Below are 24,656 nucleotides of genomic sequence, written 5' to 3' on the forward strand. Positions count from 1 at the left end.
CAGCCCTATCCCGATCGCGATTTAACGATTGATCTCACTCAAAACGATTCGGTTTCACCCACTCACTGCGGTGAGCGTCTGGATGTCCTGGTACCTGGCGGCGGGCGGGGCGGAGGCGTTTGCTCTGCTGCAGGAGAACCAGGAGCTGTGGAAATCGTTCATGCCATCCCCCTACGATTTCGAGGGGTGCCAGTTCCCGGCGGAGCGGTTCCTGGCCAAGAGCGACGGGATCAAATACGCCAACCAGGTAGCGACTATGAAGGGGCAGATCAAACGCGCCCTGCCGTCGCACTATGAGTTGTTGAAGCGGATGCGTGGGTAGGCGAGTCCTAACGGGCGTTCGTAGTCTGTTCCATCACTTGCTGAGGCGAAAGCTCAGGCCCTGTCCACACCACGATCCGGTTGGCCTTGGCGCTGGCGGCCAGTTCTTTGAAGATGCGATCTTCCACCCCGGAGAGGCTGCTTTCGATCATCTACAGTGGCTGGATCAGGATGATCGGGCGGATCAGCAGGGCGCGCCAGCCAGTGTAGATCTGTCGGATCGCCTTCTGCAGGGTCTCAACCGCGGCGGAGAACTGGCCGGCCAGCAGTCTGTCGGTGGTGAAGGGGCTGACCGCATCGGCGCTGCTGATTGCCTGGCTTTCGACATCCTGGATGGTGATGCGGTTGCGATAGATTCTGATGTAGAGGGTTTGCTGTAGGGCCATGGCTACTCTGTTTCAACTTCCATATCGGCATCGGGGAGTGCGACGATGCTTTCTCCGTCGCTCAGGCCTTCAAGGATCTCCAACTGGCGGTCGTTGTGCAAGCCGATGATGACCGGCTGTCTGTGCAGCCGGCCGTGGTCGTTACGCAGCACATAGTGGGAGCCATCGGTGGCCTGCAATACACTGAAGCGGGGCAGAATCAGGGTGTTATGGCTGATACCGGTGAAAAAACGTCCCTGCAGCCTGAAGCCCACCCCCAGGATGGCCGGGACCTGATCCAGGCTGGCGATCACCCGGACCCGTTGTTGCTCCACCCCGAGGGATGAACGCTTGGTGAAGGCGGCCGGTTCGATGCGCTTGATCCGGCCGCTGATGGGATGCTCTGCTATCCCGCTGGAGAACTCAACCAGGGCCTCAGGCTCAAGCTGCATGGCATCCTCGGTGAGCAGCTCGGTAACCACCTCCAGATCGCTGAAGTTGCCGATCTCCAGCAGCGGATGTCCGGCCGGGAAGCTGCCTGGCCCCGATTCATGGCGGCGTAGCACCACCCCATCCACCGGTGCGCGCAGCTGCGCCAGCGTCAATTGATGCTCCGCCCGGGCCAGACGTGCGCGAGCCTGGTTGAGTTGCTCCACGATCACCTCCCGCGACAGCTGTTTGCGCTGCAGCCACTGCTCCACATATTTGGGCCCCAGCTGGATTGCGGTGAAGAGGGTGTTGAGGGCGGCGCGGATGAACTCCTCCTGCTTCAGCTCGATCTGCGCGGTCTGCGCTGTCAGCACTGTATCATCCAGTTGCTGTTGCGAGACACTGCCCTCTGCGTCGAGTTCGCGGTTGCGCTGCTCGACCTTGTCGGCCCAGGCGGCCCGTACCTGTTGGCTCTCCACTTGGGCATCGGCCGCCCTGAGCGCCTCCCGTGCCGCGTCGATGGTCGCCTGCAGCTCCACGCTGAGGGTTGCTTCGATGCGGTTGAAGGCGTTGATCAGCAGCTGCTGTTGCAGCTCGGCCACTGCGGCCTTGGCCTCGACTACCGCTTGTTCAAACGGCAGCCGGTCAATCGCCACCAACTGTTCTCCTTTTTTCACCCGGTCGCCGGGCTGCAGCCTGATCGGGCCGATGCGCCCATCCAGCGGCATGCTAATCGGATAGTCTCGCGTCAGCCGGGTTTGGGCGGGTTCGGTGAAGGAGGCGCGGATCTCCCCTCTGACCGGTGTGGTGCTCTGCAGCTGTGGGCTCTGTTCGCAGCCAGCCAGCGGCAACAGCAGAACAGGCAGGACGGTGATGAGTCTTTTGGCTAACACGGTTACTCCTTGACCTTGAGGCTCTCGAGCCAGTCGAGCCGATGGATGATGAGATAGACCAGCCCCTGTGCAAGCAGCAGAAACAGCAGCATCAACAGCGCACTGATCAGCAGTGTGCCGGGTAGGACGATGGCGGGAAAACGGTAGAGTTCGGTGCTGTAGAGCAGCGATAGGCCGTGACTCAGCAATACGCCGCCATACAGCCCCAGCGCCACGCCAAGCGTGTTCAGGAGCAGGCTCTCGCCAAAAAACAGCCCGCTCACCTGCAGCGAGGAGTAGCCGATGACCCGCAGAGTGCCGATCTCCTGTTGGCGTTCGTTGAGTGACACCATCGCCGTGTTGAGCACGCTGCCGAAGGCGATCATCCCGGCGAACAGCACCATCACGAAGATCATGCTGCCCATGGTCTCACCAAAGGTGGCGTCGAGTTGTGCCAGCACCTGACGGCGCTCGCTCGCCCCCAGATAGGCGGGACGTTGTTGCAGCTGATGCTGCAGCCTCTCTCCGATGCCAGCGCCTGCGCTTTTGGCCAGCAATTGGTTTGCCAGGGGTTGCTCCCCCAGCAGACGGCTCAGGTAGGTGATATCGGCATAGGCCGCCAGCCCTAGATAGCTCTCTACCACGGCGGCCACTGTCGCTTCAGCCGGAATCCGTCGACCGATCAGTGGGCGCAGTTCAACCCGGTCGCCGGGTGCCAGCTGCAGGATCTCCGCCAGCTTGCGCCCCAGGATCAGCCCTTGGGGCGGGATTGCCACCCGCTGGCCCTGCGAGTCCAGGGGGGTGTGCAGGCGGGCATCAGGGCTCAGACCGGTGATGGCAATGCGCTTTTGCCGTGGCCCGTTCACCAGATCGCAGCTCACCAGCAATTCCGGCTCGATCAGGCTGATGCCCGGCAGTGACACGATCTCCCGGGTCGCCGCCAGCGCCACCGGGTCGCGCAGGCTGATCGTTAGATCCTGGTGGGAGAGCTGTTCAAACTCGTAACCCATCAGATGATCGAGAGCATCGATCATGCTGAAGGTGGTGAAGATCAGTGCGGTGGCGATGAGGCTGGCGAGCAGGCTGACAAAGGAGCGGAAGGGGTTGCGGAACACTGATCGCAGGATTGAGCGCCAGCGGAAGTTCAGGCGTCGCCACAGTGGATGCACCGATTCCAGCAGGATATGCCCACCTCTCTGTGGTGCGGGCGGGCGCATCGCTTCCGCCGGTTGCAGCTGGGTCGCCCGCCTCACGCCACTCAGGCTGCCGAGGGCGGCAAACAGCAGGCTGATGGCCAGACCGATCAGGGTGAGATCCCAGTAATGGCGTGCAACCAGGCCCGGTAGTTCGTAAAACCCACGGTAGATCGCCACCATCGCGGACTGTAGCCAGATCCCCAGCATGATCCCCAGTAGTCCGCCGATCGCCCCCACCGCCAGCCCATAGGCGAGATAGTGACGGATCAGTGTGCTGCGTGCGTAGCCGAGGGCGCGCAGGGTGCCGATCAGGGTGCGTTGTTGGTTGACCAGCCGGCCGATCAATACGTGTAATACCAGTGCTGCCACGCTGAGAAAGATCATCGGCATGATGCGGGACTGCACCTCCAGCCCCGTCAGCTCGTCCTGCAGGAAGCGGAATGAGGCCTGTTCGCTGAGCGGGGTGGTGAGGGTGACGCCAAACGGGTCGAGTCGTTCGGCGAGTGCCTGCAGACTGTTTTTAACCGCCGCCGGGCGTGGGTCGACGAGCTGGCCGAGCACCTGGTTGTAAGCGCCCTGCAGGTCGCTGCGCTGGCGCAGGAAAGATTCGCCCAGATAGATCACACCAAAGTTTTTCGGGTCCGGTGCGAGGCCACCGGAGGGCGAGATCAGATAGACAAACTCCGGCGACTGGGCCGTACCCACCACCAGCAGATCCTGCTGGCTTTCCAGCAGCAGGGCGCGGATGCGGTCCCCCGGCTTGAGTCCGTGAGCCGCGGCGAAGGCGTGGTTGAGGATCACCTCGGCCCGGTCCGGGCCGGAGAGGCGGCTGCCGCTGCGCAACAGCAGCTGGTTGAAGGCAGGTTCTCTTTGGTCGGGGAGGGAGATGGCCTGGCCGGTGATCGGTTGGTTGGTGCCGGGCAGATCGAGCAGCACCGGTAGGGAGATCCGACCCTCCAGCCTGATCATGCCGGGCAGGTGGGCCGCATCCGTTACCGCCCACTCCGGTGCACGCTTCAAATCGATGAGGAAGTCGCTTAGGTGATAGTCGCGGTAGTAAGCATGGCGGGCGCCGTCCATGTCACGCCAGGTGCCGGCCATGCCGATGTAGGCACCAACACCGATGGCGATGATGGAAAACAGAGTCAACAGCTGCCACTTGCGCTGCCAGAGATCACGCCGCAGTTTGCGCTGTAATACCGGGTTCACCAGGAGACCTCCTGCACCGGCACCGGATGGGGGTTCTCATGCAGTGAGTGGATGGCGCCGTCGCGGATGGTGGCGACCCGGTCGGCGATGCCGGCGATGGCGCTGTTGTGGGTGATCAGCACCAGGGTCTTGCCCAGTTCCTGCTTGAGCCGCAGCAGTAGTCCCAGTACTTGGCGGCTGGTGGCCAGATCGAGGGCGCCGGTGGGTTCGTCACAGAGCAGCAGCCGCGGATTACCTGCCAGGGCGCGGGCGATCGCCACCCGCTGCTGCTGGCCGCCACTCAGCTGTGATGGGAAGTGTTCCTGATAGTCACTCAGTCCGACCAGCGCCAGGGCCTGCGCCGGGTCAAGCGGATCTTGTGCGATCTCGCTGGCCACCTGCACGTTCTCCAGTGCAGTCAGCATTGGCGCAAGATTGTAGAATTGGAAGACAAAACCGACTTGATGACGTCGATATTCGGTCAGCGCCTGCTCCGAGGCCTGGGCCAGGTCAAGTTCCTGAAACAGCACCTCACCCCCGGTCGGGCGATCCATGCCGCCGATCAGATTCAGCAGGGTACTTTTGCCTGAGCCGCTGGGGCCAACGATCACCAGAAACTCGCCGTCGTAGATCTCCAAGGAGGCGTCGCGCAAGGCGGGTACCTGCACGTCCCCCATGCTGAAGATGCGGCTTGCGCCTCTAACCGAAAGCAAGATCTTTTGGTGCATTAGGAAAATGGTCTATCCCTTTGTGAAGAGTAAACGTTTTCATTCCTCTATTGTTCTATAGTTGCTTCGTCGCCGTAACCGAACAAGGAACATGCATGTCAGACCAGACACTTCGATTTGCGCAGCTCTCCGATGCTGGGGCGGCGCTGCTCACTCCTACCCAACAGGATAGCTGCACTCTGGTGATCTTCGGCGGTGCCGGGGATCTAACTCGGCGCAAGCTGATGCCAGCGCTCTATAATCTGCTGCGTGAGGGGGCGCTGGATGAGCGGTTTGCGGTGATCGGTCTGAGCCGCCGGGAGCAGGATGGTGATGGCTATCGCGAGCTGCTGAAACAGGCGCTGGCTGAACATACCCGGGAGCCGCTGCAGGAGCCGGAGTGGGTAGTCTTTGCTGAGCGCATTCACTACCTCAGCGCCAATTTTGAAGACCCTGAAGGCTATCGTGCGCTGCGCGACCGGCTTGAACAGCTGGAGGCCGCTGGCGGCAGCGCCAACCGGCTCTTCTATCTGGCCACGCCCCCATCTGCCGCGCCGATTATCCTGCATCGCTTGCAGGAGGCGGGGCTGATCAACACCAGCGGCAGCAGCAGCCCCTGGAGCCGGGTGATTATGGAGAAACCCTATGGCCGGGATTTGGATTCGGCGCAGGAGCTGAATCGGATTGTCGGCGAGGTGCTGGGGGAGGATCAGGTCTACCGCATCGACCACTACCTGGGCAAGGAGACGGTGCAGAATATCCTGGTGGCGCGTTTCGGCAACACCATCTTTGAACCACTCTGGAACCGCAAATATGTCGACCACATCCAGATCACTGCCGCCGAGGCGATCGGGGTCGAGGGGCGAGGCCGCTTCTACGACCAGACCGGGGTGATCCGCGACATGGTGCAGAGCCACCTGCTGCAGGTGCTCTCGCTCTGCACCATGGAGGCGCCGCTCTCCTTCGCCGCGGACGATATCCGCGACAAGCGGGTGGAGGTGCTGCGCTCGCTGCGCCAGATCACCGGCAGCCAGGTGTTCGAGGATGTGATCTTCGGTCAGTACCGTGGCTACCGGGACGAGGCGAACGTCGCTGCTGACTCGCGCACCCCGACCTATACCGCGATGAAGTGCTTCATCGACAATTGGCGCTGGCAGGGGGTGCCCTTCTTTCTGCGCGTTGGCAAGCAGCTGCGGGCGCGCATGACCGAGGTCTCGGTGGTGTTCCGCCCGGTGCCGCTCTGCCTGTTCGGCCGGGATGAAGTGTGTCAGCAGCTCGAGTCGAACGTGCTTACCATCCGCATCCAGCCCGATGAGGGGATTGACCTGAAGATCGTCAGCAAGCGACCGGGGGATAGTCTGGATGTGCGTTCGGTGGTGATGGATTTCAGTTACTCAGAGACCTTCAAGCGGCCGATCAAAGAGGCCTACGAGCGGCTGCTGCTGGATGCAATCCGCGGCGATGCGACCCTGTTTGCCCGGCGCGACGAGGTGGAGCATGCCTGGCGCTTCGTCTCACCAATTCTCAAGGCGTGGGAGGATGCACAGCGTATCGGGCCACTCTTCTACGCCGAGGGCAGTGATGGCCCGATGGAGGCGGAGCGACTAATGCGCCGCTACGATAGGCGTTGGCGGGAGATCGGCTGATGGGGAGGCGACGGATTATTGTCGATGCCGCCGACTACGATCGGGTCGCTGCGGAGTGGATCGAGGCGCGGGTCGAGCAGAGCTTGCAACAGGCAGAGCGCTGTCACCTGATGCTTGCTGGCGGTGGCACGCCGCTCTCGGTCTACCGGCTGCTGGCCGAACGAGACCGGCTGCCCTGGATACGTCTGACCCTCTTTTTTGGCGATGAGCGCTGCGTGCCGCCGGAGCATCAGGCGAGCAATTACCGGGCAGTGAAGGCGGCGCTGTTTCCTCATGGCAAGCCGGATGAGCTGATCCTCTATCGCATGCGCGGTGAGGATGAACCGGAGCAAGCTGCCCGTGACTACGAAGGCGTGCTGCCGGCCCAGCTCGACATCTTGCTGCTGGGGATCGGGGAGGATGGCCACACCGCCTCGCTGTTCCCCGGCTCACCGGCGCTGCAGGAGTGGCAGCGGCGGGTAGTGACAGTGGTTGGCAGTAAACCGCCACCACGGCGTTTGAGCGTGACCCCGGCGGTGATCCGCGCGGCCCGCCATCTGCTGATGTTGGCGAAGGGGGAGAGCAAGGCCGAGGCCGTGCGTCGCGCGTTGCAGGAGGGCGATGTGCCGTCGGCTCTGGCCGATACTGGTGACTGGTTGATGGACCGGGGAGCGGCACAGGCGCTCCCTGCAGAAGAGTGAATGTACAAGGGGCAGCTCTGCCCAACGGGAGTGACAGGTAATGGCGTATCAGATAGGGCTGGTTGGGTTAGGGGTGATGGGCAGCAGCCTGGCACTCAATATCGAGGATTCGGGTTATGGCGTGGCGGTCTGGGGTCGCCACCCAGAGACGATCGACGCATTCTTGGCGCAGCAGCCGGGCAAGGTATTTGGCGGGGAGGCTGATCTGGCCGGTTTTGCCGCGATGCTGGAACGCCCGCGCCGCATTTTGCTGATGATCAAGGCGGGTGAGCCGGTGGATCAGATGATCGAGCGGCTGCTGCCGTACCTGGAACCGGGGGATATCCTGATCGACGGTGGTAACTCCTGGTTTGAGGATACCCGGCGGCGTGAGGCTGCGTTGCGCGAAAAGGGTATCCACTTTGTCGGCATGGGGGTCTCCGGCGGCGAGGAGGGGGCGCGTCGTGGTCCCTCACTGATGCCGGGTGGCTCTGCTGAAGCCTATGCCGCCCTCGGGGAGATCCTGCAGGCGATCGCGGCCAAGACCGAAGCGGGGGCCTGTGTCACCCATGTGGGGGGTGACGGCGCTGGCCACTTCGTGAAGATGGTGCATAACGGCATCGAGTATGCCGACATGCAGTTGCTGGCGGAGGCCTATGACTTGATGAAGCGCGGCTTGGGGCTCTCCACCGATGCCATGGCCGAGGTGTTCGAACAGTGGAACCAGGGGCCGATGGAATCGTTTCTGGTAGAACTCACTGCCCGGGTGCTGCGGGTGCAGGATGAGGAGAGTGGTGGGCCGCTGGTGGAACAGATCCTCGACAAGGCGGGACAGAAGGGCACTGGCTGCTGGACCGTGCAGGCGGCGCTGGAGCAGGGGGTAGCGGTGCCCAGCATCGCCGCAGCGGTGGATGCCAGGGTGCTGTCGGCGGCCAAGGCGCAACGGGAGCATGCGGCACATCGGTTGCAGGGCCCCGAGACGTCATCCATCACCGACCGCGAGGCCTTTGTGGCGGATCTGCACGGCGCCATCTACGCTTCACGCATCGCCGCCTATGCCCAAGGGCTGGCGCTTATCAGCAGTGCCTCAGAGCGCTACGGCTGGGGGGTCGATCTGGCTGAGGTGGCGCGTATCTGGAAGGGCGGCTGCATCATCCGCGCACGGCTGCTCGATGCGATCCGTGATGCCTACTCCGATCAGCAGCCCGCCAACCTGATGCTGGCGGGGGATCTCAGCCTGCAGCTGCAGGGGGTGCAGGGGGCTTGGCGGCGGGTGGTCGGTCAGGCCGCTGGTAACGGTATCCCGGTGCCGGTGCTGAGCGCCTCGTTGGGCTACTTCGACAGCTACCGCACCGCACGGCTACCGCAGAACCTGATCCAGGCCCAGCGCGATGCCTTTGGCGCTCACACCTATGAACGCATCGACCAGCCGGAGCGGGGGGCGATCCATAGTGAGTGGTAGCGGCGTGTCTCCAAGGCATAGTGATAAAATCGCTATCCTGTTTTTCATCTTTTAAGTAGATATCTTGCACACACGGATCATTGCTCGCGTTTCGGGGGCCCTGGCAATTATTTTCGGACTCTCCCTGTGTGGCCCCTTGGGCGTCGCTATCTGGTACCAGGAAGCCGAGCTGACGAATTTTCTGATACCCATGCTTGGCACTCTGGCCTTGGGTGGGCTGTTGTGGTTGGTAGGTGGCCGCAGTCGTATCCGGCTAAGCAACCGGGATGGCTATATTATTGTCTCTGCCTTTTGGGTGTTGCTTAGCCTGCTTGGTACCTGGCCTCTGATCCTGAGCGTCCACCTCGGGCTGGTGGATGCGCTGTTTGAGTCGACCTCAGCGGTAACAACGACTGGCGCCACGGTGATCACCGGGCTGGATGATCTGCCCAAGTCTATCCTCTTCTACCGCCAACAGTTGCAGTGGCTGGGGGGTATGGGGCTGATTGTGCTCGGCGTGGCAGTGCTGCCGATGTTGGGCATCGGTGGCATGCAGCTGTACCGTGCCGAGGCTCCTGGCCCGATGAAGGAGGAGAAGCTCACGCCCCGGCTGGCAGATACTGCGCGCGCGCTCTGGACGATCTATCTGGGGCTGACCATCAGCTGTGCCATTGCCTACTGGCTGGCGGGCATGACCCCTTTTGATGCCATTGCCCATAGCTTCTCCACCGTTTCTACCGGCGGTTTCTCTACCCATGACGCCAGTCTGGGTTTCTATGCCAGTCCGGCGATTGAGGCGGTAGCCATTTTTTTCATGGTGTTGGCTGCGATCAATTTCGGGGTCCACTATTTTGCATGGCACAACCGAAACCTACGCCAATATCTGACGGACATCGAATCACGCAGCTTTCTGCTGTTTGTATTGCTGATGGTATTGCTGGTCGGCCTGACCCTCAGGCTAGAGGGCAATTATGAACAGCTCCCATCCAGCCTGCGAGATGCCACCTTTGAGGTGGTCTCGGTAGTCACCAGCACCGGCTTCGGCACGGTTGACTTTGCCCACTGGCCCGATTTTTTGCCGGTGCTGCTGATCTTTATCAGCTTCGTGGGAGGTTGTGGTGGGTCTACCGCTGGTGGAATCAAGGTGATGCGGGTGCTGCTGCTGGTGAAGCAGGGACAGCATGAGATCCGCCGTCTTATCCACCCCAACGCGATCCTGCCGGTGCGGATCGGCCAGCGGGTGGTCGAGCCACGGTTGATGCAGAGCGTGTGGGGCTTCTTCGCCTTCTATGTCGCCACTTTCGGGGGCTTGATGCTGGTCATGATACACGCCGGCCTGGACCAGGTCTCTGCCTACTCCGCGGTCGCCACCAGTATGAACAATCTGGGGCCGGGGCTGGGTGAGGTGGCGTACAATTTCCAGAGTGTCAGCTCGATGGGCAAGTTGGTGGCGGTGATCGCGATGCTGTTGGGTCGGCTGGAAATCTTCACCATCCTGGTGCTGCTCTCTCCAGGCTTCTGGCGAAAATAATCGGTGGCCCCGCCTGGGCGCATCTTTTCTGCATCCAAACCGAGAAGTACGGCGTAAAGGCTGACACATTGTTTCGCAAACGGAATCGTTATGGATAAGAAAAAGATCATCCTGTTGGCGCTGCTTCTGGCTCTGATCGCGGCCTTCTTTGTCTTCGACCTGGGCAGTTATCTGACCCTGGAGAACCTCAAGCAGCAGCGCGATGGCCTGCAACAGTGGCGCGATCAGGCGCCGTTGCTCAGCTCCCTGGGGTTCTTTCTGGTCTATGTGCTGGTGACCGCCCTGTCGCTGCCAGGCGCGACGGTGATGACCCTGGCGATCGGCGCGATCTTTGGCCTGGTGTGGGGCTTCGTGCTGGTCTCCTTCGCCTCCACCATTGGCGCGACCCTGGCCTTCCTGGTGGCCCGCTTTCTGTTCCGCGATGCGGTGCAGCAGCGTTTTGGCGATCGGCTGCAGTCGATCAACGCGGGCATGGCGAAGGATGGCGCACTCTATCTCTTCAGCCTGCGGCTGGTGCCGCTGTTTCCCTTCTTTGTGATCAACCTGGTGTTGGGGCTAACGCCGATCCGCACCTGGACCTACTACTGGGTGAGCCAGCTGGGGATGCTCGCCGGCACCCTGGTCTATGTCAACGCTGGCACCCAGCTGGCGGGGCTCGATTCGCTCTCCGGCATCCTTTCACCGGCGCTGATCGGCTCCTTTGTCTTGCTCGGGATCTTCCCGCTGATCGCCAAGCGGATCGTCACCCTGATCAAGCGCCGGCGTGCCTTGGCGGGCTGGAACAGACCCAGATCTTTCGATCGCAATCTGGTGGTGATCGGCGGCGGCTCCGCCGGGCTGGTCTCCGCCTATATCGCTGCGGCGGTGAAGGCGAAGGTGAGCCTGATTGAGAAACACAAGATGGGCGGCGACTGCCTTAACACCGGCTGCGTGCCCTCCAAGGCGTTGATCCGCTCCTCGCGTCTGCTCGCCCAGAGCCGTCGCGCCCAGGAGTGGGGGTTCGACTCGATGGATGTAAAGTTCGACTTCGGCCGGGTGATGGAGCGGGTGCAGCGGGTGGTGAAACAGGTGGAGCCACACGACTCGGTGAAGCGCTACAGCCGCCTCGGTGTCGATGTGATCGAGGGTGAGGCGCGTATCACCTCGCCCTACACGGTGGAGGTGGACGGTCGGGAGCTGACTACCCGCAACATCATTGTTGCTACCGGCGCGCGCCCTTTTGTGCCGCCGATCCCCGGCCTGGATCAGATCGACTACCTGACCTCCGACAACCTCTGGCAGTTGCGTGAGCTGCCGCAGCGTCTGTTGGTACTGGGCGGCGGGCCGATCGGCTGCGAGCTCTCTCAGGCCTTCGCCCGCTTCGGCGCCAAGGTGACGATGGTGGAGATGGCGCCGCGGCTGATGATGCGTGAGGATGAAGACGTGGCTGCGCTGGTGCAGGCGCGCTTCGAGGAGGAGGGGATCGAGGTGCTGGCCGGACATCGCGCCACCGAGTTTCTGATCGAGGATGGCGAAAAGCGGCTCCGGTGTGATCGTGACGGCGATGCGGTGATCGTCCCCTTCGATCAGGTGCTGGTGGCGGTGGGGCGGCGTCCCAATACCAGCGGTTTTGGTCTGGAGGAGCTGGGGCTGCCGCTCAATCCCAACGGCACTATCCAGGTCGACGACTATCTGCAGAGCCCGATCCCCAGCATCTACGCCTGCGGTGATGTGGCCGGTCCCTATCAATTCACCCACACCGCCGCCCACCAGGCCTGGTATGCGGCGGTCAACTCACTGTTTGGCGGATTTCGCCGCTTTCGGGTCGATTACTCAGTGATCCCCTTCGCCACCTTCACCGATCCGGAGGTGGCGCGGGTCGGGCTCAACGAGCAGGAGGCGCAGCAGCAGGGGGTGAGCTATGAGGTGACCCGTTTCGATCTATCGGAGCTGGACCGGGCGATCGCTGAGGGGGAGGCCCATGGCATGGTCAAGGTGCTGACGGTGCCGGGCAAGGACCGTATCCTCGGCGCCACCATCGTCGGTGAGAATGCCGGTGAGCTGATCGGCGAGTTCACCGCGGCGATGAAACCCGGCTTTGGATTCAACAAGATCCTCGGCACCATCCACATCTATCCGACCCTGCTTGAGGCCAATAAATATGCCGCCGGTGAGTGGAAGCGGGCCCATGCACCGCAAAAGCTGCTTGAGTGGGTGGGGCGTTTCCATGCCTGGCGGCGGGGATGATATCGGCCAGATAGCCATCCCTATAGGGTGAGTGTAACTAAACTCATCTTTACCCCGGTTGGGCTAGCGCTGTAGATGGGTATCGCCCCACCCATCTACAGAGATGCAATCTATTTGATTGCCGGCTGAAGGCGCCTTAATAGAAGCGTTCTTCGCCCTCAGGCCGGTCCTTGAAGCGCCGGTGCAGCCAGAAGTAGTCGGCGGGGGATTCCCGCGCCCAGCGCTCGAAGGTCTGGTTGATGCGGGTGGTGTCTTCCAATGGATCACCAGAGGGGATCTCGGGGATCGGCTCGAAGCGGATCTGGTAGCCGCTCAGGTCGGGTTTACGCCGGCAGTAGTAGGCGACGACCTGGGCCTGCCCCATCTGTGCGAGGCGGGAGGTGGCGGAGTTGGTGGCGGCGGGGATGCCGAAGAAATCGACAAACAGGCTGTATTTGTGGCCGTAGTTCTGATCCGGGGCATACCAGAGCAGCCGTCCCTGGCGCAGCTGCCGGATCATCTCGCGCACGTTATCCCTGGCGATCATCACCGCGCCTTGGCCGGTGCGTCCGTTGATGATCTGCTGGTCGATGATTGGGTTTTGGTTAGGACGGTAGACACAGTACGGCTTGGGGAAGTAGCGCATGAGAAAGCGGGCGCCTATCTCCAGGGTGGTGAAGTGTGCGGTGAGCAGAATCACCCCCTGACCAGCATCGAGCCGCTTCTGCAGCTCTTCCAGGCCATGAAACTCCACCCGTTGGCTGAGTGATTTGCCATCGTCCCACCAGGCCATCAGGGTCTCCATCAACCCCATGCCGAGGGATTCAAAGTGCTGTTTGAGCAACAGCTGCTGGGCCTGCGGGTCGAGTTCCGGGAAGCAGAGCTCTAGATTGATGCGGGCGATCCGCGCGCGCCGTGACGCCAGCCGCAGCACCAGTCGCCCGAGTGCTCGCCCCAGCGCCATACGCGGCCGGTAGGGCAGTAGCCAGGCGAGCCGCAGCAGGCCGATGCCGATCCAGCTCGGCCAATGGCGGGGGGCGAAGAGGTTGGGTTGTGTTGTGCTGTCGGCCACGCTGTCTCCTTTGGCTGTGCTGCATCTTGTTGGCCAATATGGTACGTGATTTGTGTGGCCTGGAGGTGGCCGGCCTTGGATGAACCGCCAAACCACACTAGAGTATGGCCCTATCAGGTGGGGGGATCACAGATGCAGGCGTTTATCGAGGCCCATGAGGTCACTATCCGGTTGGGCTGTTTCTTCGGCATCTTTGCCCTCATGGCGGGTTGGGAGCTGATTGCCCCGCGCCGTGCGCTCAGCGTCCCAAAACTGTTGCGCTGGGCCAATAATTTGGGTCTGGTGGCGCTCAATACTCTGCTGTTGCGACTGCTGTTTCCGGCTGCGGCGGTAGGCGTGGCGGCAGTGGCGGCGGAACAGGACTGGGGCCTGCTGAACCACTACCAGGTTGGCTTCTGGCCAGCGCTGTTGATCGCGGTGATCGCGATGGATTTTGTGATCTGGCTGCAGCATGTGATGGTGCATGCGGTGCCGCTGCTGTGGCGGCTGCACCGGGTCCACCATGCCGATCTTGATTACGATGTCACCACCGGGGCGCGCTTTCACCCGATCGAGATCATCCTCTCGATGCTGATCAAGTTTGCCACCATCCTGCTGCTGGGGCCGCCGGTGGTGGCAGTGATCCTGTTCGAGGTGATCCTCAATGGCATGGCGATGTTTAACCACGGCAATGTGAAGCTACCTGAGGCGCTCGACCGCACCCTGCGGAGCTTGCTGGTGACCCCCGACATGCACCGGGTTCACCACTCGGTGGAAGATGACGAGGCCAACTCCAACTTTGGCTTCAACCTCTCGATCTGGGACCGGCTGTTTGGTACCTATCGGCAGCAGCCACGGGCGGGGCATGAGGGGATGAGCATCGGCATCCACCACTTCCGTGACGCGCAGCAGGTGGATCGGCTGCCAGGCATGCTGCTGCTGCCCTTTATCGGGCAGATCAGCGGCTACGCCATCAACCGCCGCCAGTGGCAGGACAAGGAGAGTTAGCGCCTGTCGTCCTCTTTCCACTCGCCGGCCTGGCGGGTTGAGACTCATCATTGCACCGCGCATGCAAGTGTGCTGAATTGTTGCGCCACTGGCGGCACGGGGTAATTCCCTGCTGTCAGTTCGATTGATTACGATAGGAACACAAAGCTATGAGGATCTCGCTGAAGCCTGGCCTCGCGCTGCTGCTGGGGCTTAATCTCGCTGCAACTCTCCAGGCCGATCCGCTGCAGCAGGCGCTGCAGGAGCAGCGGCGCGCCGACCAAGAGGCGATCACATCGCAGCAGCGTGTCGAGCAGCTGGACGATGAGGCGCGGCATTTGCTCGAGCAGTGGCGCCAGGCGTCGGCGGAGCTGGAGCGGGTTGAGAGCTACAACCGCCTGCGGGAGAAACAGTTGGTCGCCCAGCAGCAGGAGCTTGAGAGCCTGGAACGGCAACAGCAGGCGCTGCAGCAGACTCGGCATGAGATCGGCCCACTCACCAGCCGCATGACTGAGGTGCTGGAGCAGTTTGTGGCGCTCGATATCCCATTTCTGCTGCAGGAGCGCCAGCAGCGGGTGCAGCAGTTGCGCGAGCTGGAGAGCCAACCTGACACTGATCTTGCAGAACGCTTTCGCCGGCTGCTGGAGGCCTATCAGATCGAGTCTGAGTATGGTCGCACTATCGAGGCCTATCAGGGGGTGCTGGAGGCGGACGGCGGCGAACGTATGGTCGACTTCCTGCGCATCGGGCGGGTTGGGCTCTTCTACCGGACCCTTGATGGCAGCCAGGCTGGTATCTGGGATGTCGCGGATAAGAGCTGGCGGGGCCTCGATGAGGATGCTGGGCGGGAGATCGACCGTGCGATCCGGGTGGCACGCAAGCAGTTGCCGCCGGACCTACTGCTGTTGCCGGTGCCTGCGGCGGAGGTGGTGCAATGAAGCGCTGGCTGTTGCTGCCACTGGCGATGTTCTGTTGTCTGCCGGCGTGGGCGGAGCTGCCTGCCAACGCCACCCTGGATGGATTGCTGGAGCAGGTGCGCGATACCCGGCTGATGCAGCGTCAGCGCCACATCGAGCGAGAGGCGCGGTTTCTGCAGCGCAGGGAGGAGCGCCAGGAGATACTTGAGTCGACGCTGCAGGCGCTGCAGGCCGCGAAGCAGAAGCGCCAGCAGCAGGATGCGCAGTTCGCTGAGAATCAACGGTTGCTGCAGCAGCGGCGTGAGTTGCTTGAGCAGGCCAGCGCTGAGCTGGGTGAGCTGTTCGGCAGCGTGCGTCAGGCGGCCTCGCAGAGTCGTGAACGCTTCGCCGACTCGCTGATCAACATCGAGAGGCCGGGTGATCTGCAGCAGTTGAAGTCGCTGGCCGAAAGCCGCGAGCTGCCCTCCATCGACAAACTGCAGAGCTTCTGGCAGCTGCTGTTCGAGCGCACCCTGGCGGCTGGCAAGGTGGTTCGCCTGCAGAGCCAGGTGATCGGCGCCGATGGGCGGGAACGCGAGCAGAGCGTGACCCGTATCGGCCCGTTCAGTGCAGTCTCCGATGGCCGCTATCTGCGCTATTTGCCGCAGAGCGGCCGGCTGGTGGAGCTGGGGCGGCAGCCGGATCACCGCTATCAACTTGTCGCCAGGCGTTTCGAAGCGGCGGGTGAGGCGGGCGGCATGATGGCCATCGATCCCTCCCGCGGTGCGATTCTGGCGCAGCTGGTGCAGACGCCGACCCTTGAGGAGCGGATTCGCCAGGGTGGGGTGATCGGCTACCTGATCATCGCCTTGGGGGTGGTCGGTCTGTTGGTAGTGATCGAGCGGTTGGCGGTGCTAGGCCTGCTCGGTCGCCGCATGAAACGACAGCTCAGGCTCGAAGCGCCAGGCGGGAATAATCCCCTGGGACGGGTGCGCCAGGCGGTTAGCGGCGAGGCCGAGGTGGATGCGGAGACCCTGCAATTGCGCCTCGACGAGGCGATCCTGAAAGAGATCCCGCGGCTGCGCCGAGGTCTGCCGTTGGTCGGCATCCTGGCTGCGGTGGCACCATTGCTGGGGTTACTCGGCACGGTTACCGGCATGATCGAGACCTTTCAGTCGATTACCCTGTTCGGCGCCGGGGATCCGCGTTTGATGTCCGGTGGCATCTCCCAGGCGCTGGTGACTACCGAACTGGGGCTGGCGGCGGCGATCCCACTGGTGCTGCTGCACAGTTTTATCTCCGGGCGCAGCAATCGGCTGATCCAGATTCTGGATGAACAGAGTGCCGCGATGGTGGCTGAACGGGCGGAGTCGAGGCATGGACCGGCTGTTTGAGTGGATGCCGATGGAGACCGCCGCCTTCCTCGACCGGGGCGGGCCGGTGCTGTGGCTGATCCTGCTGCTGTCGCTGCTGATGTGGTTGATGATCGCGCTCTGTTATTCGCATCAGTGGTGGCCAAGGGGCGGTTCGGACAATCACCGGGGTGACTATCTCGGCTTGGTCGAGGCGATGGTGCAGATTCTGCCGATGCTCGGTCTGCTGGGCACGGTGGAGGGCATGATCGATTTGTTCCATGTGATGGCGAGCCACGGCTCGGGCAATATTCGCGGCATGTCGGCAGGCATCTCCACCGCCCTAATCACCACCATGGCGGGACTGGTCAGCTCCCTCTCCGGTTTCTATTTTGTCAATGATCTGCGCCACCGGATTCTCGACCCGGGCCGCAATCGGGAGGGGGGCTGATGCGCCACCGGCATACCGAGGGTGAGACAGGCAGCGTCACCATCAATCTGACGCCGCTGATTGATATGGTCTTCATCCTGCTGATCTTTTTCATGGTGACCTCCTCTTTTGTCAAAGAGACCGGGGTGGAGGTGGACCGGCCCAGCGCAGCTACCGCGCTGCGCCAGGAGCAGGCTGCGATCCTGATTGCGGTCACCAGCAGCGGCGAAATCTGGATCGACAAGCGGCGCATCGACCCGCGTGCGGTGCGTGCCAATGTGGAGCGGTTGCGGGCCGAGAACCCTGAGGGAGCGGTAGTCATCCAGGCCGACCGACAGGCGCCTACCGGGGTGGTGATCCAAGTGCTCGATCAGGCGCGTCTTGCCGGTGCTGCCAGTGTCTCTATCGCTGCCAGCGAGGTGCCGGGGCGGTGAGATGGGGGCTGGCGCTGCTGATCGCACTGTTGGTTAATTTCGGGTTACTGAAGCTGATGCAGTCGATGGTTACCCCCGATCACCAGCGGGGCAACACGCAGCTGTCCAAAGCATTGCCGATCGACTTTGTGCGCCTGCCCCCCGAGGAACCGCCGCCGCCAGCTGAGGAGCCACCGTCTGAAGTGGAGGAGCCGACGCCTGAGCTGCCGCGGCCGATGCCTGCTGCGGCCGCGGCGAAAAATCCACAGATTGAACTGCCCTCCTGGCAGGCGCCGAATCTTGCGCTGCCGCTGGATGTAGGCAATGGTCCCTACCTGGGGGGCTTCGCGACACCGCCACCACCCCCGCTGCCGGCGGAGCCGGTGCCGCTGGTGCGGATCCCGCCACGCTATCCGCGGCGAGCCCTGCTGCGCCGCACCGAGGGCCATGTGGTGGTGCAGTTCACCATCGACCCCGATGGCGGGGTGAGCGACCCGAAAGTGGTGGAGGCCGAGCCGAAGGGTTTTTTTGAGCAGGCTGCGCTGCGCGCGATTCGCGGTTGGAAGTTCCAGCCCCAGCTGGAAAATGGCGTGGCCGTGGCGCGTTCAGCTACCCAGACAATCCGCTTCTCCCTGAAAAAATGATCAAGCTGTTACTGCTCCCTCTGCTGTTGATCGCCTTCGCCAGCGACGCCTTTGCCAAGGAGCCGCCGCCCGCTCAGCTCGCCTCCCGTCTTACCTACGAATACCTGTTTCTGGTGGAGGCACTGATGCGCCATCAGCGTTACGATGAAGCGGCACTGGAGCTTGAGGGGTTGCTGCAGCGTGTCGCGGGCAATGGCTACGAAACCGCCCTGGTACATCAGAGTTTTGGCTATGTGGAGATCGGTCGGGAGAGGTATCCGAGTGCGATCCGGCACTTCAGGGCCGCAGTGAATTCGGCGCAACTGCCCGCGGAGGTGTCGCACCAGCTAAGTTACACGCTGGTCCAGCTGCTGTTTCAGGAGGATGATGCGGCGGCCGCACTGCAGCTCTTGATCCGCTGGATGAAGTCTGAGGCAAAACCTCCGCCCCGCGTCTATCTGCTGAAGGCACAGATCCACCGTGCCCTGGATCAGATCGAGGCGGCAATCGATGATCTCGAGACGGCGATCCGGCTGAGTGATGATCCCGCAGAGTCCTGGTTTCAACTGTTGATCGGCCTCTATCTCGACGCGAAGAAGACTAAACAGGCGGTTGCCCTATTATCGAAGATGATCGTCCGCTTTCCGGCGACGGCGGCCTACTGGCGGCAACTGGCCGGGTTGCAGATGGAGCTGGGACGGGAGCGGGATGCGCTGGCGACTCTGGAGCTGGCGCATTCCAGAGACCAGCTGAAGCAGCGGGAGATCCTCTGGCTGGCGCAGCTCTACCTGCATCAAAAGATGCCGCAGCTGGCGGCGCAGCTGCTGGCGACAGGGGAGGCGGAGCAGGACCAGAAGGCACTGGAGCTGCTCGCCCAGGCCTGGGTGCTGGCACGGGAGCCGGAGAAGGCGTTGCCGGTATTCGATGCATTGGCCAAGCGCGATCAGAGTGGCCGCTGGGAGTTGCGCGGCGCGGAACAGCTGGTGGAGCTGGAGCGTTGGGATGAAGCGGCGGAACGCCTGCAACGGGCTGTAAAACAGCTGAAACGACCCAGTTACGATAACTGGGTGCTGCTGGGGGCTGTCTATATCCGCCTGAACAAATTTCCAGAGGCGCAGGCGGCATTCACTCGGGCAGAGCCGCTGGCCAAAGGTGAACCACAGCGTAAGCAGCTGGCGGAGTGGCTGGGCTATCTGGAGCATCAGCTTCAGCGATAGTCGATTCTTGTCCATACTTCACGTTAAGGGGAGACAATGGATGACACGGCCGAATTTCTGACCACCATCGGTGGCATCCTGCTGTTTGGACTGCTGACTGATTTTCTTGGGCGCTATACCTTCCTGCCCAGAGTGACCCTGTTGCTGTTGTTTGGTCTGTTGATTGGCCATGAGGGGCTGGACCTGATCTCGTCGGTGGTGAGCGAACGTTTCGAGATCATCACTAATATGGCGTTGCTGATGGTGGGATTCCTGCTGGGGGGGAAGCTCACTGGCGAGTCGCTGAGAAGCTGCGGCAGCCAACTATTCTGGATCTCTGTCAGTGCGGTAGCCGGGACCTGGCTGGCAGTGTTGCCACCGCCACCGCGCCTGCAGCCACCCTGGATGTTGTTGTCGAGACGGGTTCCAAGGGGCGCTTCGCCAATCTGCTACTGGAGATCGTCGCCATCGATGACGTCTGGGCGCTGATCCTGTTCGCTTTCGGTGTCTCTCTGGTGGCTCTCATGATGGGCACCGAAGAAGGGGCGGCGACGATCCTGTCTGCGTTCTGGCAGATCGGTGGAGCGCTGCTGCTGGGGGTGGCCATCGGTGTGCCGGCGGCCTATCTGAGCGGACGGATACGGCCCGGCCAACCGATGTTGATCGAGGCGTTGGGGCTGGTTTTTCTCTGTGGGGGGATAGCTATCTGGCTCGATCTCTCGTATCTGATTGCCTCGATGGTGATGGGGGCGGTGATTGTCAACCTGGCCCGACATCACGACTATCCATTCCATGCGATCGAGAATGTCGATTCGCCGATGATGGTGATCTTCTTTGTGTTCGCTGGTGCATCGCTCGAACTGAATGCCCTAGTGGGGGGGGGATCGGTGTGACCTATGTGGTTTGCCGCAGTGCCGGCAAGCTTCTGGGAGCTTGGCTAGGCGCGACTTGGGGGGGGCTCAGGAGAGAGGGTAAGGCGATGGATGGGGCTTGCGTTGCTGCCCCAGGCGGGTGTTGCAATCGGTATGGCGCTGGTGGCATCGACTCGGTTTCCCGAGCATCGGCAGATACTGCTTTCGGTAGTGATCGGAACGACTATTTTTTTTGAACTGATCGGTCCGGTTTTTTCCCGCTGGGCACTTCAAAGAGGAGAGCGGCGGGGATGAATTGCGGGCAAGAGTGCCTCTTGTTTAGCCTCTGAAACTGGGTGATATGGCTTATTATTGTGGCAAATACCCTGTTTTTTCTTGGATACATATTGAAACAGTTCGGTAACATATTGAATTAAAAGGATAGAAATGGCTGGCAACGCTCTTGCATAAGATCTCTGGAATATTCCAACTAACAAAATGCAAGAGGACGTATCGATGAAGTTGACCCCCTTGGCCCTCGCGATCAGCGGGATTGCTGTTCTCCCCCAGGTAGTTGCAGAAGAGGTGGCCGAAAACCTCTCGGAACTGGTGGTGGAGGGTGAGGCACTGTCCTCTCCAGCGCTGTCGGTGATGCCGATGGAGGATGCAAAAAAAGGTATCCCTGCTGACGCGGCTGAGTTGTTGCGCGGGGTAACCGGCGTCAGCGGCGCCCGTATGGGCGGTCATGGCATTGAGCCGATCATTCGCGGCCAGAGTCAGAACCGACTCAACATCCTGATGGGCGGCGCCTACATCCATGGTGGCTGTCCCAACCGCATGGATCCGCCCACTGCCTATTCCGCCATCGAGAGCTACGACAGCGTGACCGTGATCAAAGGCTCCCAGACGGTGCTCTACGGGGGAGGTGGCGGCGGTGGCACCGTGCTGTTTGAGCGTGGCGTGCCTGAGTTTGAGGAGGGCGAGCGTTTTAAGGGCAGGGTCGATGTGGGTTTTATGAGCAACTCCAATACCAAGGAGTTGGCTGCGGATCTGGCGGCAGGAGCAGAACAGGGCTATGCCCGCGCTATTGTCGGTTACAAGGATGCCGATAACTATGAAGATGGTGCTGGCAACGAAGTGCGCTCTGCCTACAGCAACAAGTCAGGCAACCTGATTCTCGGCCTGACGCCGAGTTCGGAGACTCGTCTGGAGCTTAATCTCGAGGTGACCCGTGAGGATGATGTGCTGTTCCCAGGTGCCAATATGGACTCCCCCTACAGCGATGCGGACAACATCCGCTTCAAGATTGAGCATCAGCCTGATGCAGGTGTGCTCGCAGGTTTCAAGGTGGAGGCCTACAACTCCGATGTCAAACATTTGATGGACAACTACTCATTGCGCACCCGTACCGCCGCGCGCAATATGAAGACGCCGACCACTTCAGATACCCTGGGTGGCCGCATCAGCGGTGACCTGATGTTGGGCGATAAGACCCTGACTCTGGGTGTTGACTACCAGAAAAACGACCGCGATGCAGAGCGCCTGCAGGGCGCCACCACGGCGCTGACGGATGATCCCTCAGTGGTGCAGTCGATCATGTGGCCGGGTGCCGAACTGAAGCAGACCGGCCTGTTTGCCGAAATCGAGATGCCCGTTGGCAGTGAGGACAGCTTCAAGGCGGGGTTGCGTTACGACAAGGTCGATGCGTCTATCTCCCGCGGTGATGAGAAGCCCGAAGTGAGCACAAGCCCAACTCCCAATGACCTCTATGCCACCTACTACGCTAGCACCTCAGAGAGCAAGAGCGAAAACAATCTGGGTGGTTTCCTGCGTTATGAGCACGCCATTGCCATGGGTAAACTCTATGCAGGAGTCAGTCGCAGCGTGCGAACCGCAGATGCCTCTGAACGCTATGTTGCCAGCTGGATTGTGATGATGGGCAATGATACCAGCTGGGTTGGTAACCCGGAGCTTGAGCCGGAAAAAAATCATCAGATTGAGGTTGGAGTTGAGCTGGCCGATGCAGTATGGAGTAGCAGTTTCAGCCTCTACTACAACAAGGTCACCGACTACATTCTGAGGGATTTGGCACGGGCTCAGGATGGTATCCTGGTTAGTAATGCCACAGCCACCATCTATCGTAACGTAGATGCCAGCTTTGCCGGTTTTGAGTGGGATGGCACGTATCAGTTTAGTGATCAGTTCTCAGGCAATGCCGGGTTGGCCTATGTACGTGCTGAGAACACGACTGATAACCGCAATATTGCTCAGATCGCACCGCTGGAACTGACCCTGGGCCTCGACTACACCCGCGGTGATTGGGCGTTGGGTGGTCTGGTGCGGGCAAATGCCAAACAGACTCGGGCCGATCTGGTCGACGGCAGCGGTCAGGATGTGCAGGAGACCCCCGCCTGGGCAGTGCTCGATCTGAACGGCAGCTACAGCTTCAACGACCGTGCCGATATCCGCTTCGGCATCAACAACGTGTTTGACAAAGAGTATGCCTATCATGTGAACCGGGCCAACCTTGATCCCTTCAGTCCCGAAGCGATTCAGGTGAACGAGCCGGGCCGTGAGGTGTGGGTCAAGGCATCGCTTAAATTCTGAGCATGTTCTGGCGGAGGTCATCCAGGTGATAAGCCAGGCAGTCATATAAGTAGTGTCCGTCCGGAAACGCCATGTTTGGACGCAGAGAAGCGCAAAGAATGCAGATGTTTATAGATAATATTTGTGATCTCCGCGCTTCTCTGCGTATCGTTTTTATTGTTTCTGGACGGACATTATCTATCGACGAAAGAGAGGTTGTGTTGGGATAGCCAGTCGGTCGATGTGACCCGGTTTTTCTTGTGCAGAGGATGGTGGGAAGCAGGTCAAAAGAGATCGACACTACCACTCTCGACATTCTGTTGTGCTACCGCCTTGTTCTGATCCAGCTGTGCGAAGCCCTGCTTGCCATTGTTGATGATTTTCTCCAGGTCGGAGAGACGGGTCTGGAAGTGCTCAATCTGCTGCTCGAAGTCGGACTGCTCGAAGTGGAGGGCGATCAGTCCGTTGATGAAAGCCTCGATCTGTTCTGAACGCTGGGCGATGTGATCGACCAGTTGTACAGCAATATCCTCAAATTGTAGGGAAAGTATGCCGGTATTGACGTGCTGGCGGATGCTATCGGAAAGCTCATTGATGGTCTCTGCTTGGGTGGTGGCACCCTTGTTGAGCGCCCGCATCTCCTCCCACATGTTTCTAACCTGATCTTGGGCCTCGAGTGCGTTTGACATGTCGGCCTCTGCCATCTCCTGAATATTGACTGAGACGCGCTCCATGGTGCTCTGGGTCTGCAGGATCAGGTCGCGGATCTGGTCGCTAAACTGGTTGGTGCGGCGGGAGAGGTTGCGCACCTCATCGGCCACCACCGCAAAGCCGCGCCCTGCATCACCCGCTCGGGCCGCCTCGATTGCGGCATTCAAAGCCAGTAGATCTGTCTGGCTGGTGATATCGTTGACATCGTTGAGCAGTGAGACCACTGAGTTGACTTGCCCCGTCATTTCGCCAAAGTTGTCGACGATGGCACTGCTGTTGTTTTTCATCTCTGAGAGGGTGGAAATATAGTTGGTGACGATCTCCTGACTCTGAGTGCTGAAGCGATTGATGCCCTCTGTCTGCTCCTTGTACTGGTTGCCGCGGGCCACGTTATAGAGTTCTTCGACCAGCACCTGCAGGCGCTGGCGCTGATCTTCGGTTTCGTTGTCCAGGCCGGTAAAGCTGCCGGCGAGTTTTTCGGTGGCGCTGTGCAGAATATCTTTGGCCTGATTCAGTTCCCGTCGAAGACTGCTGAACTGTTCACTGACAACATCGAAGGCACCATTGGATGTCGCCATATAATTGCCGAGCATACGGGCAATCGCCTCTTTTTTTCGTTCAGCTTCGGCGGATTGTTTGTCTCTGCTACGTGAAGCGATCAACAGGATGATGACGATCAGGGCGGGTGTGGTACTGAGCAGGAGCAGTAGCCAATCTGGTAACTGCGCCAGGAGTGAGACGGTTGTCATCACAGAGAAAAGCAGGATCCCTGCCAATGAGCCGTAGAAGAGTTTTTGGTTCACTATGAATCGTCCATCATTGTTGCAGTCTGGCGGTTGCAAGTCCGCCTGCTTTCGCTTCAAGAATGTAAATCGGCAGAGAGTTGGAAATCTTTCGTTCTTATTAATCGTTCCGAAAGTATTGGCAGTGTATACTGCTTTCCATGGCTACGATAAAAGAACAGCGTGATCAGAAAAGGAAAGATGTAGTGGAGGCGATT

At 60.9% G+C, this 24,656-nt stretch carries 23 protein-coding genes; 16 read left to right on the forward strand and 7 right to left on the reverse strand.

Features of this window, described 5'->3' with window-relative positions:
• The first annotated feature begins 82 nt into the window (after positions 1-82).
• Entirely contained in the window at positions 83-322 is a 240-nt protein-coding gene (locus Ga0074115_RS11745; protein WP_057955743.1) for a hypothetical protein, read from the forward strand.
• Between the two features lie 7 nt (positions 323-329).
• Here the strand turns inward: Ga0074115_RS11745 and Ga0074115_RS16850 are convergent, their stop codons facing one another.
• Genes Ga0074115_RS16850 through Ga0074115_RS11765 form a run of 5 tightly spaced genes read right to left on the reverse strand, consistent with a single transcriptional unit; the run spans position 330 to position 5,099 of the window.
• On the reverse strand, positions 330-473 hold the full coding sequence (locus tag Ga0074115_RS16850; protein WP_232433065.1) for a hypothetical protein: 144 nt from the start codon (positions 471-473) through the stop codon (positions 330-332).
• Complete coding sequence (locus Ga0074115_RS16855) at positions 474-707, reverse strand: hypothetical protein (RefSeq protein ID WP_232433066.1); 234 nt, start codon at positions 705-707, stop codon at positions 474-476.
• Positions 708-709: 2 nt separating this feature from the next.
• A complete protein-coding gene (locus Ga0074115_RS11755) occupies positions 710-2,008 on the reverse strand; it encodes an efflux RND transporter periplasmic adaptor subunit (protein WP_057955742.1) in 1,299 nt (432 codons plus the stop codon).
• Positions 2,009-2,010: 2 nt separating this feature from the next.
• Positions 2,011-4,392 carry an ABC transporter permease gene (locus Ga0074115_RS11760; protein WP_057955741.1) on the reverse strand — a complete coding sequence of 794 codons (2,382 nt, stop codon included), beginning with the start codon at positions 4,390-4,392 and terminating at the stop codon, positions 2,011-2,013.
• Positions 4,389-5,099: an ABC transporter ATP-binding protein gene (locus Ga0074115_RS11765; RefSeq protein ID WP_005960705.1), complete on the reverse strand. Its 711-nt coding sequence runs from the start codon at positions 5,097-5,099 to the stop codon at positions 4,389-4,391. Before Ga0074115_RS11765 ends, Ga0074115_RS11760 begins: the two co-directional genes overlap by 4 nt.
• A 95-nt stretch (positions 5,100-5,194) precedes the next feature.
• On the opposite strand from Ga0074115_RS11765, the gene zwf reads away from it, so the two are divergent.
• From zwf to Ga0074115_RS11790, 5 genes are all read left to right on the forward strand, one after another.
• A complete protein-coding gene (zwf, locus tag Ga0074115_RS11770; protein WP_057955740.1) occupies positions 5,195-6,724 on the forward strand; it encodes a glucose-6-phosphate dehydrogenase in 1,530 nt (509 codons plus the stop codon).
• A complete protein-coding gene (pgl, locus tag Ga0074115_RS11775; RefSeq protein ID WP_057955739.1) occupies positions 6,724-7,404 on the forward strand; it encodes a 6-phosphogluconolactonase in 681 nt (226 codons plus the stop codon). The genes zwf and pgl overlap by 1 nt, the downstream gene beginning before the upstream one ends.
• A gap of 40 nt (positions 7,405-7,444) precedes the next feature.
• Positions 7,445-8,845 carry an NADP-dependent phosphogluconate dehydrogenase gene (gene gndA, locus Ga0074115_RS11780; protein WP_060528553.1) on the forward strand — a complete coding sequence of 467 codons (1,401 nt, stop codon included), beginning with the start codon at positions 7,445-7,447 and terminating at the stop codon, positions 8,843-8,845.
• A 64-nt stretch (positions 8,846-8,909) separates the two neighbouring features.
• Positions 8,910-10,355: a TrkH family potassium uptake protein gene (locus Ga0074115_RS11785; protein WP_057955738.1), complete on the forward strand. Its 1,446-nt coding sequence runs from the start codon at positions 8,910-8,912 to the stop codon at positions 10,353-10,355.
• 90 nt (positions 10,356-10,445) lie between these two features.
• Positions 10,446-12,581 (forward strand): FAD-dependent oxidoreductase, encoded by a 2,136-nt coding sequence (locus Ga0074115_RS11790; protein WP_057955737.1) that lies wholly within the window; start codon positions 10,446-10,448, stop codon positions 12,579-12,581.
• Between the two features lie 136 nt (positions 12,582-12,717).
• Here the strand turns inward: Ga0074115_RS11790 and lpxL are convergent, their stop codons facing one another.
• A complete protein-coding gene (gene lpxL, locus Ga0074115_RS11795; protein ID WP_057955736.1) occupies positions 12,718-13,632 on the reverse strand; it encodes an LpxL/LpxP family Kdo(2)-lipid IV(A) lauroyl/palmitoleoyl acyltransferase in 915 nt (304 codons plus the stop codon).
• 132 nt (positions 13,633-13,764) lie between these two features.
• On the opposite strand from lpxL, the gene Ga0074115_RS11800 reads away from it, so the two are divergent.
• From Ga0074115_RS11800 to Ga0074115_RS11840, 10 genes are all read left to right on the forward strand, one after another.
• Complete coding sequence (locus Ga0074115_RS11800; protein ID WP_057955735.1) at positions 13,765-14,619, forward strand: sterol desaturase family protein; 855 nt, start codon at positions 13,765-13,767, stop codon at positions 14,617-14,619.
• A gap of 149 nt (positions 14,620-14,768) precedes the next feature.
• Positions 14,769-15,536, forward strand: a complete 768-nt coding sequence (locus Ga0074115_RS11805; RefSeq protein WP_057955734.1) for a DUF3450 domain-containing protein — start codon at positions 14,769-14,771, stop codon at positions 15,534-15,536.
• The gene (locus Ga0074115_RS11810) at positions 15,533-16,888 is read left to right on the forward strand and encodes a MotA/TolQ/ExbB proton channel family protein (protein ID WP_057955733.1); all 1,356 of its coding nucleotides are present in this window, start codon (positions 15,533-15,535) and stop codon (positions 16,886-16,888) included. The genes Ga0074115_RS11805 and Ga0074115_RS11810 overlap by 4 nt, the downstream gene beginning before the upstream one ends.
• The gene (locus Ga0074115_RS11815; RefSeq protein WP_005965209.1) at positions 16,872-17,297 is read left to right on the forward strand and encodes a MotA/TolQ/ExbB proton channel family protein; all 426 of its coding nucleotides are present in this window, start codon (positions 16,872-16,874) and stop codon (positions 17,295-17,297) included. Before Ga0074115_RS11810 ends, Ga0074115_RS11815 begins: the two co-directional genes overlap by 17 nt.
• Positions 17,297-17,710 (forward strand): ExbD/TolR family protein, encoded by a 414-nt coding sequence (locus Ga0074115_RS11820; RefSeq protein ID WP_005965208.1) that lies wholly within the window; start codon positions 17,297-17,299, stop codon positions 17,708-17,710. Before Ga0074115_RS11815 ends, Ga0074115_RS11820 begins: the two co-directional genes overlap by 1 nt.
• Entirely contained in the window at positions 17,707-18,333 is a 627-nt protein-coding gene (locus tag Ga0074115_RS11825) for an energy transducer TonB (RefSeq protein ID WP_057955732.1), read from the forward strand. The genes Ga0074115_RS11820 and Ga0074115_RS11825 overlap by 4 nt, the downstream gene beginning before the upstream one ends.
• Positions 18,330-19,529, forward strand: a complete 1,200-nt coding sequence (locus tag Ga0074115_RS11830) for a tetratricopeptide repeat protein (protein ID WP_057955731.1) — start codon at positions 18,330-18,332, stop codon at positions 19,527-19,529. Before Ga0074115_RS11825 ends, Ga0074115_RS11830 begins: the two co-directional genes overlap by 4 nt.
• A gap of 36 nt (positions 19,530-19,565) precedes the next feature.
• Complete coding sequence (locus Ga0074115_RS16860; protein WP_232433067.1) at positions 19,566-19,997, forward strand: cation:proton antiporter; 432 nt, start codon at positions 19,566-19,568, stop codon at positions 19,995-19,997.
• Positions 19,910-20,401 (forward strand): cation:proton antiporter domain-containing protein, encoded by a 492-nt coding sequence (locus tag Ga0074115_RS16865; protein ID WP_232433069.1) that lies wholly within the window; start codon positions 19,910-19,912, stop codon positions 20,399-20,401. The genes Ga0074115_RS16860 and Ga0074115_RS16865 overlap by 88 nt, the downstream gene beginning before the upstream one ends.
• 474 nt (positions 20,402-20,875) lie before the next feature.
• Positions 20,876-22,966, forward strand: a complete 2,091-nt coding sequence (locus tag Ga0074115_RS11840; RefSeq protein ID WP_057955730.1) for a TonB-dependent copper receptor — start codon at positions 20,876-20,878, stop codon at positions 22,964-22,966.
• Between the two features lie 263 nt (positions 22,967-23,229).
• On the opposite strand, the gene Ga0074115_RS11845 is transcribed toward Ga0074115_RS11840, so the two are convergent.
• Positions 23,230-24,459 (reverse strand): methyl-accepting chemotaxis protein, encoded by a 1,230-nt coding sequence (locus tag Ga0074115_RS11845; RefSeq protein WP_060528554.1) that lies wholly within the window; start codon positions 24,457-24,459, stop codon positions 23,230-23,232.
• Positions 24,460-24,656: the final 197 nt, after the last annotated feature.

It is taken from the genome of endosymbiont of Ridgeia piscesae (assembly GCF_001443665.1).
Lineage (GTDB): Bacteria > Pseudomonadota > Gammaproteobacteria > Chromatiales > Chromatiaceae > Endoriftia > Endoriftia persephonae.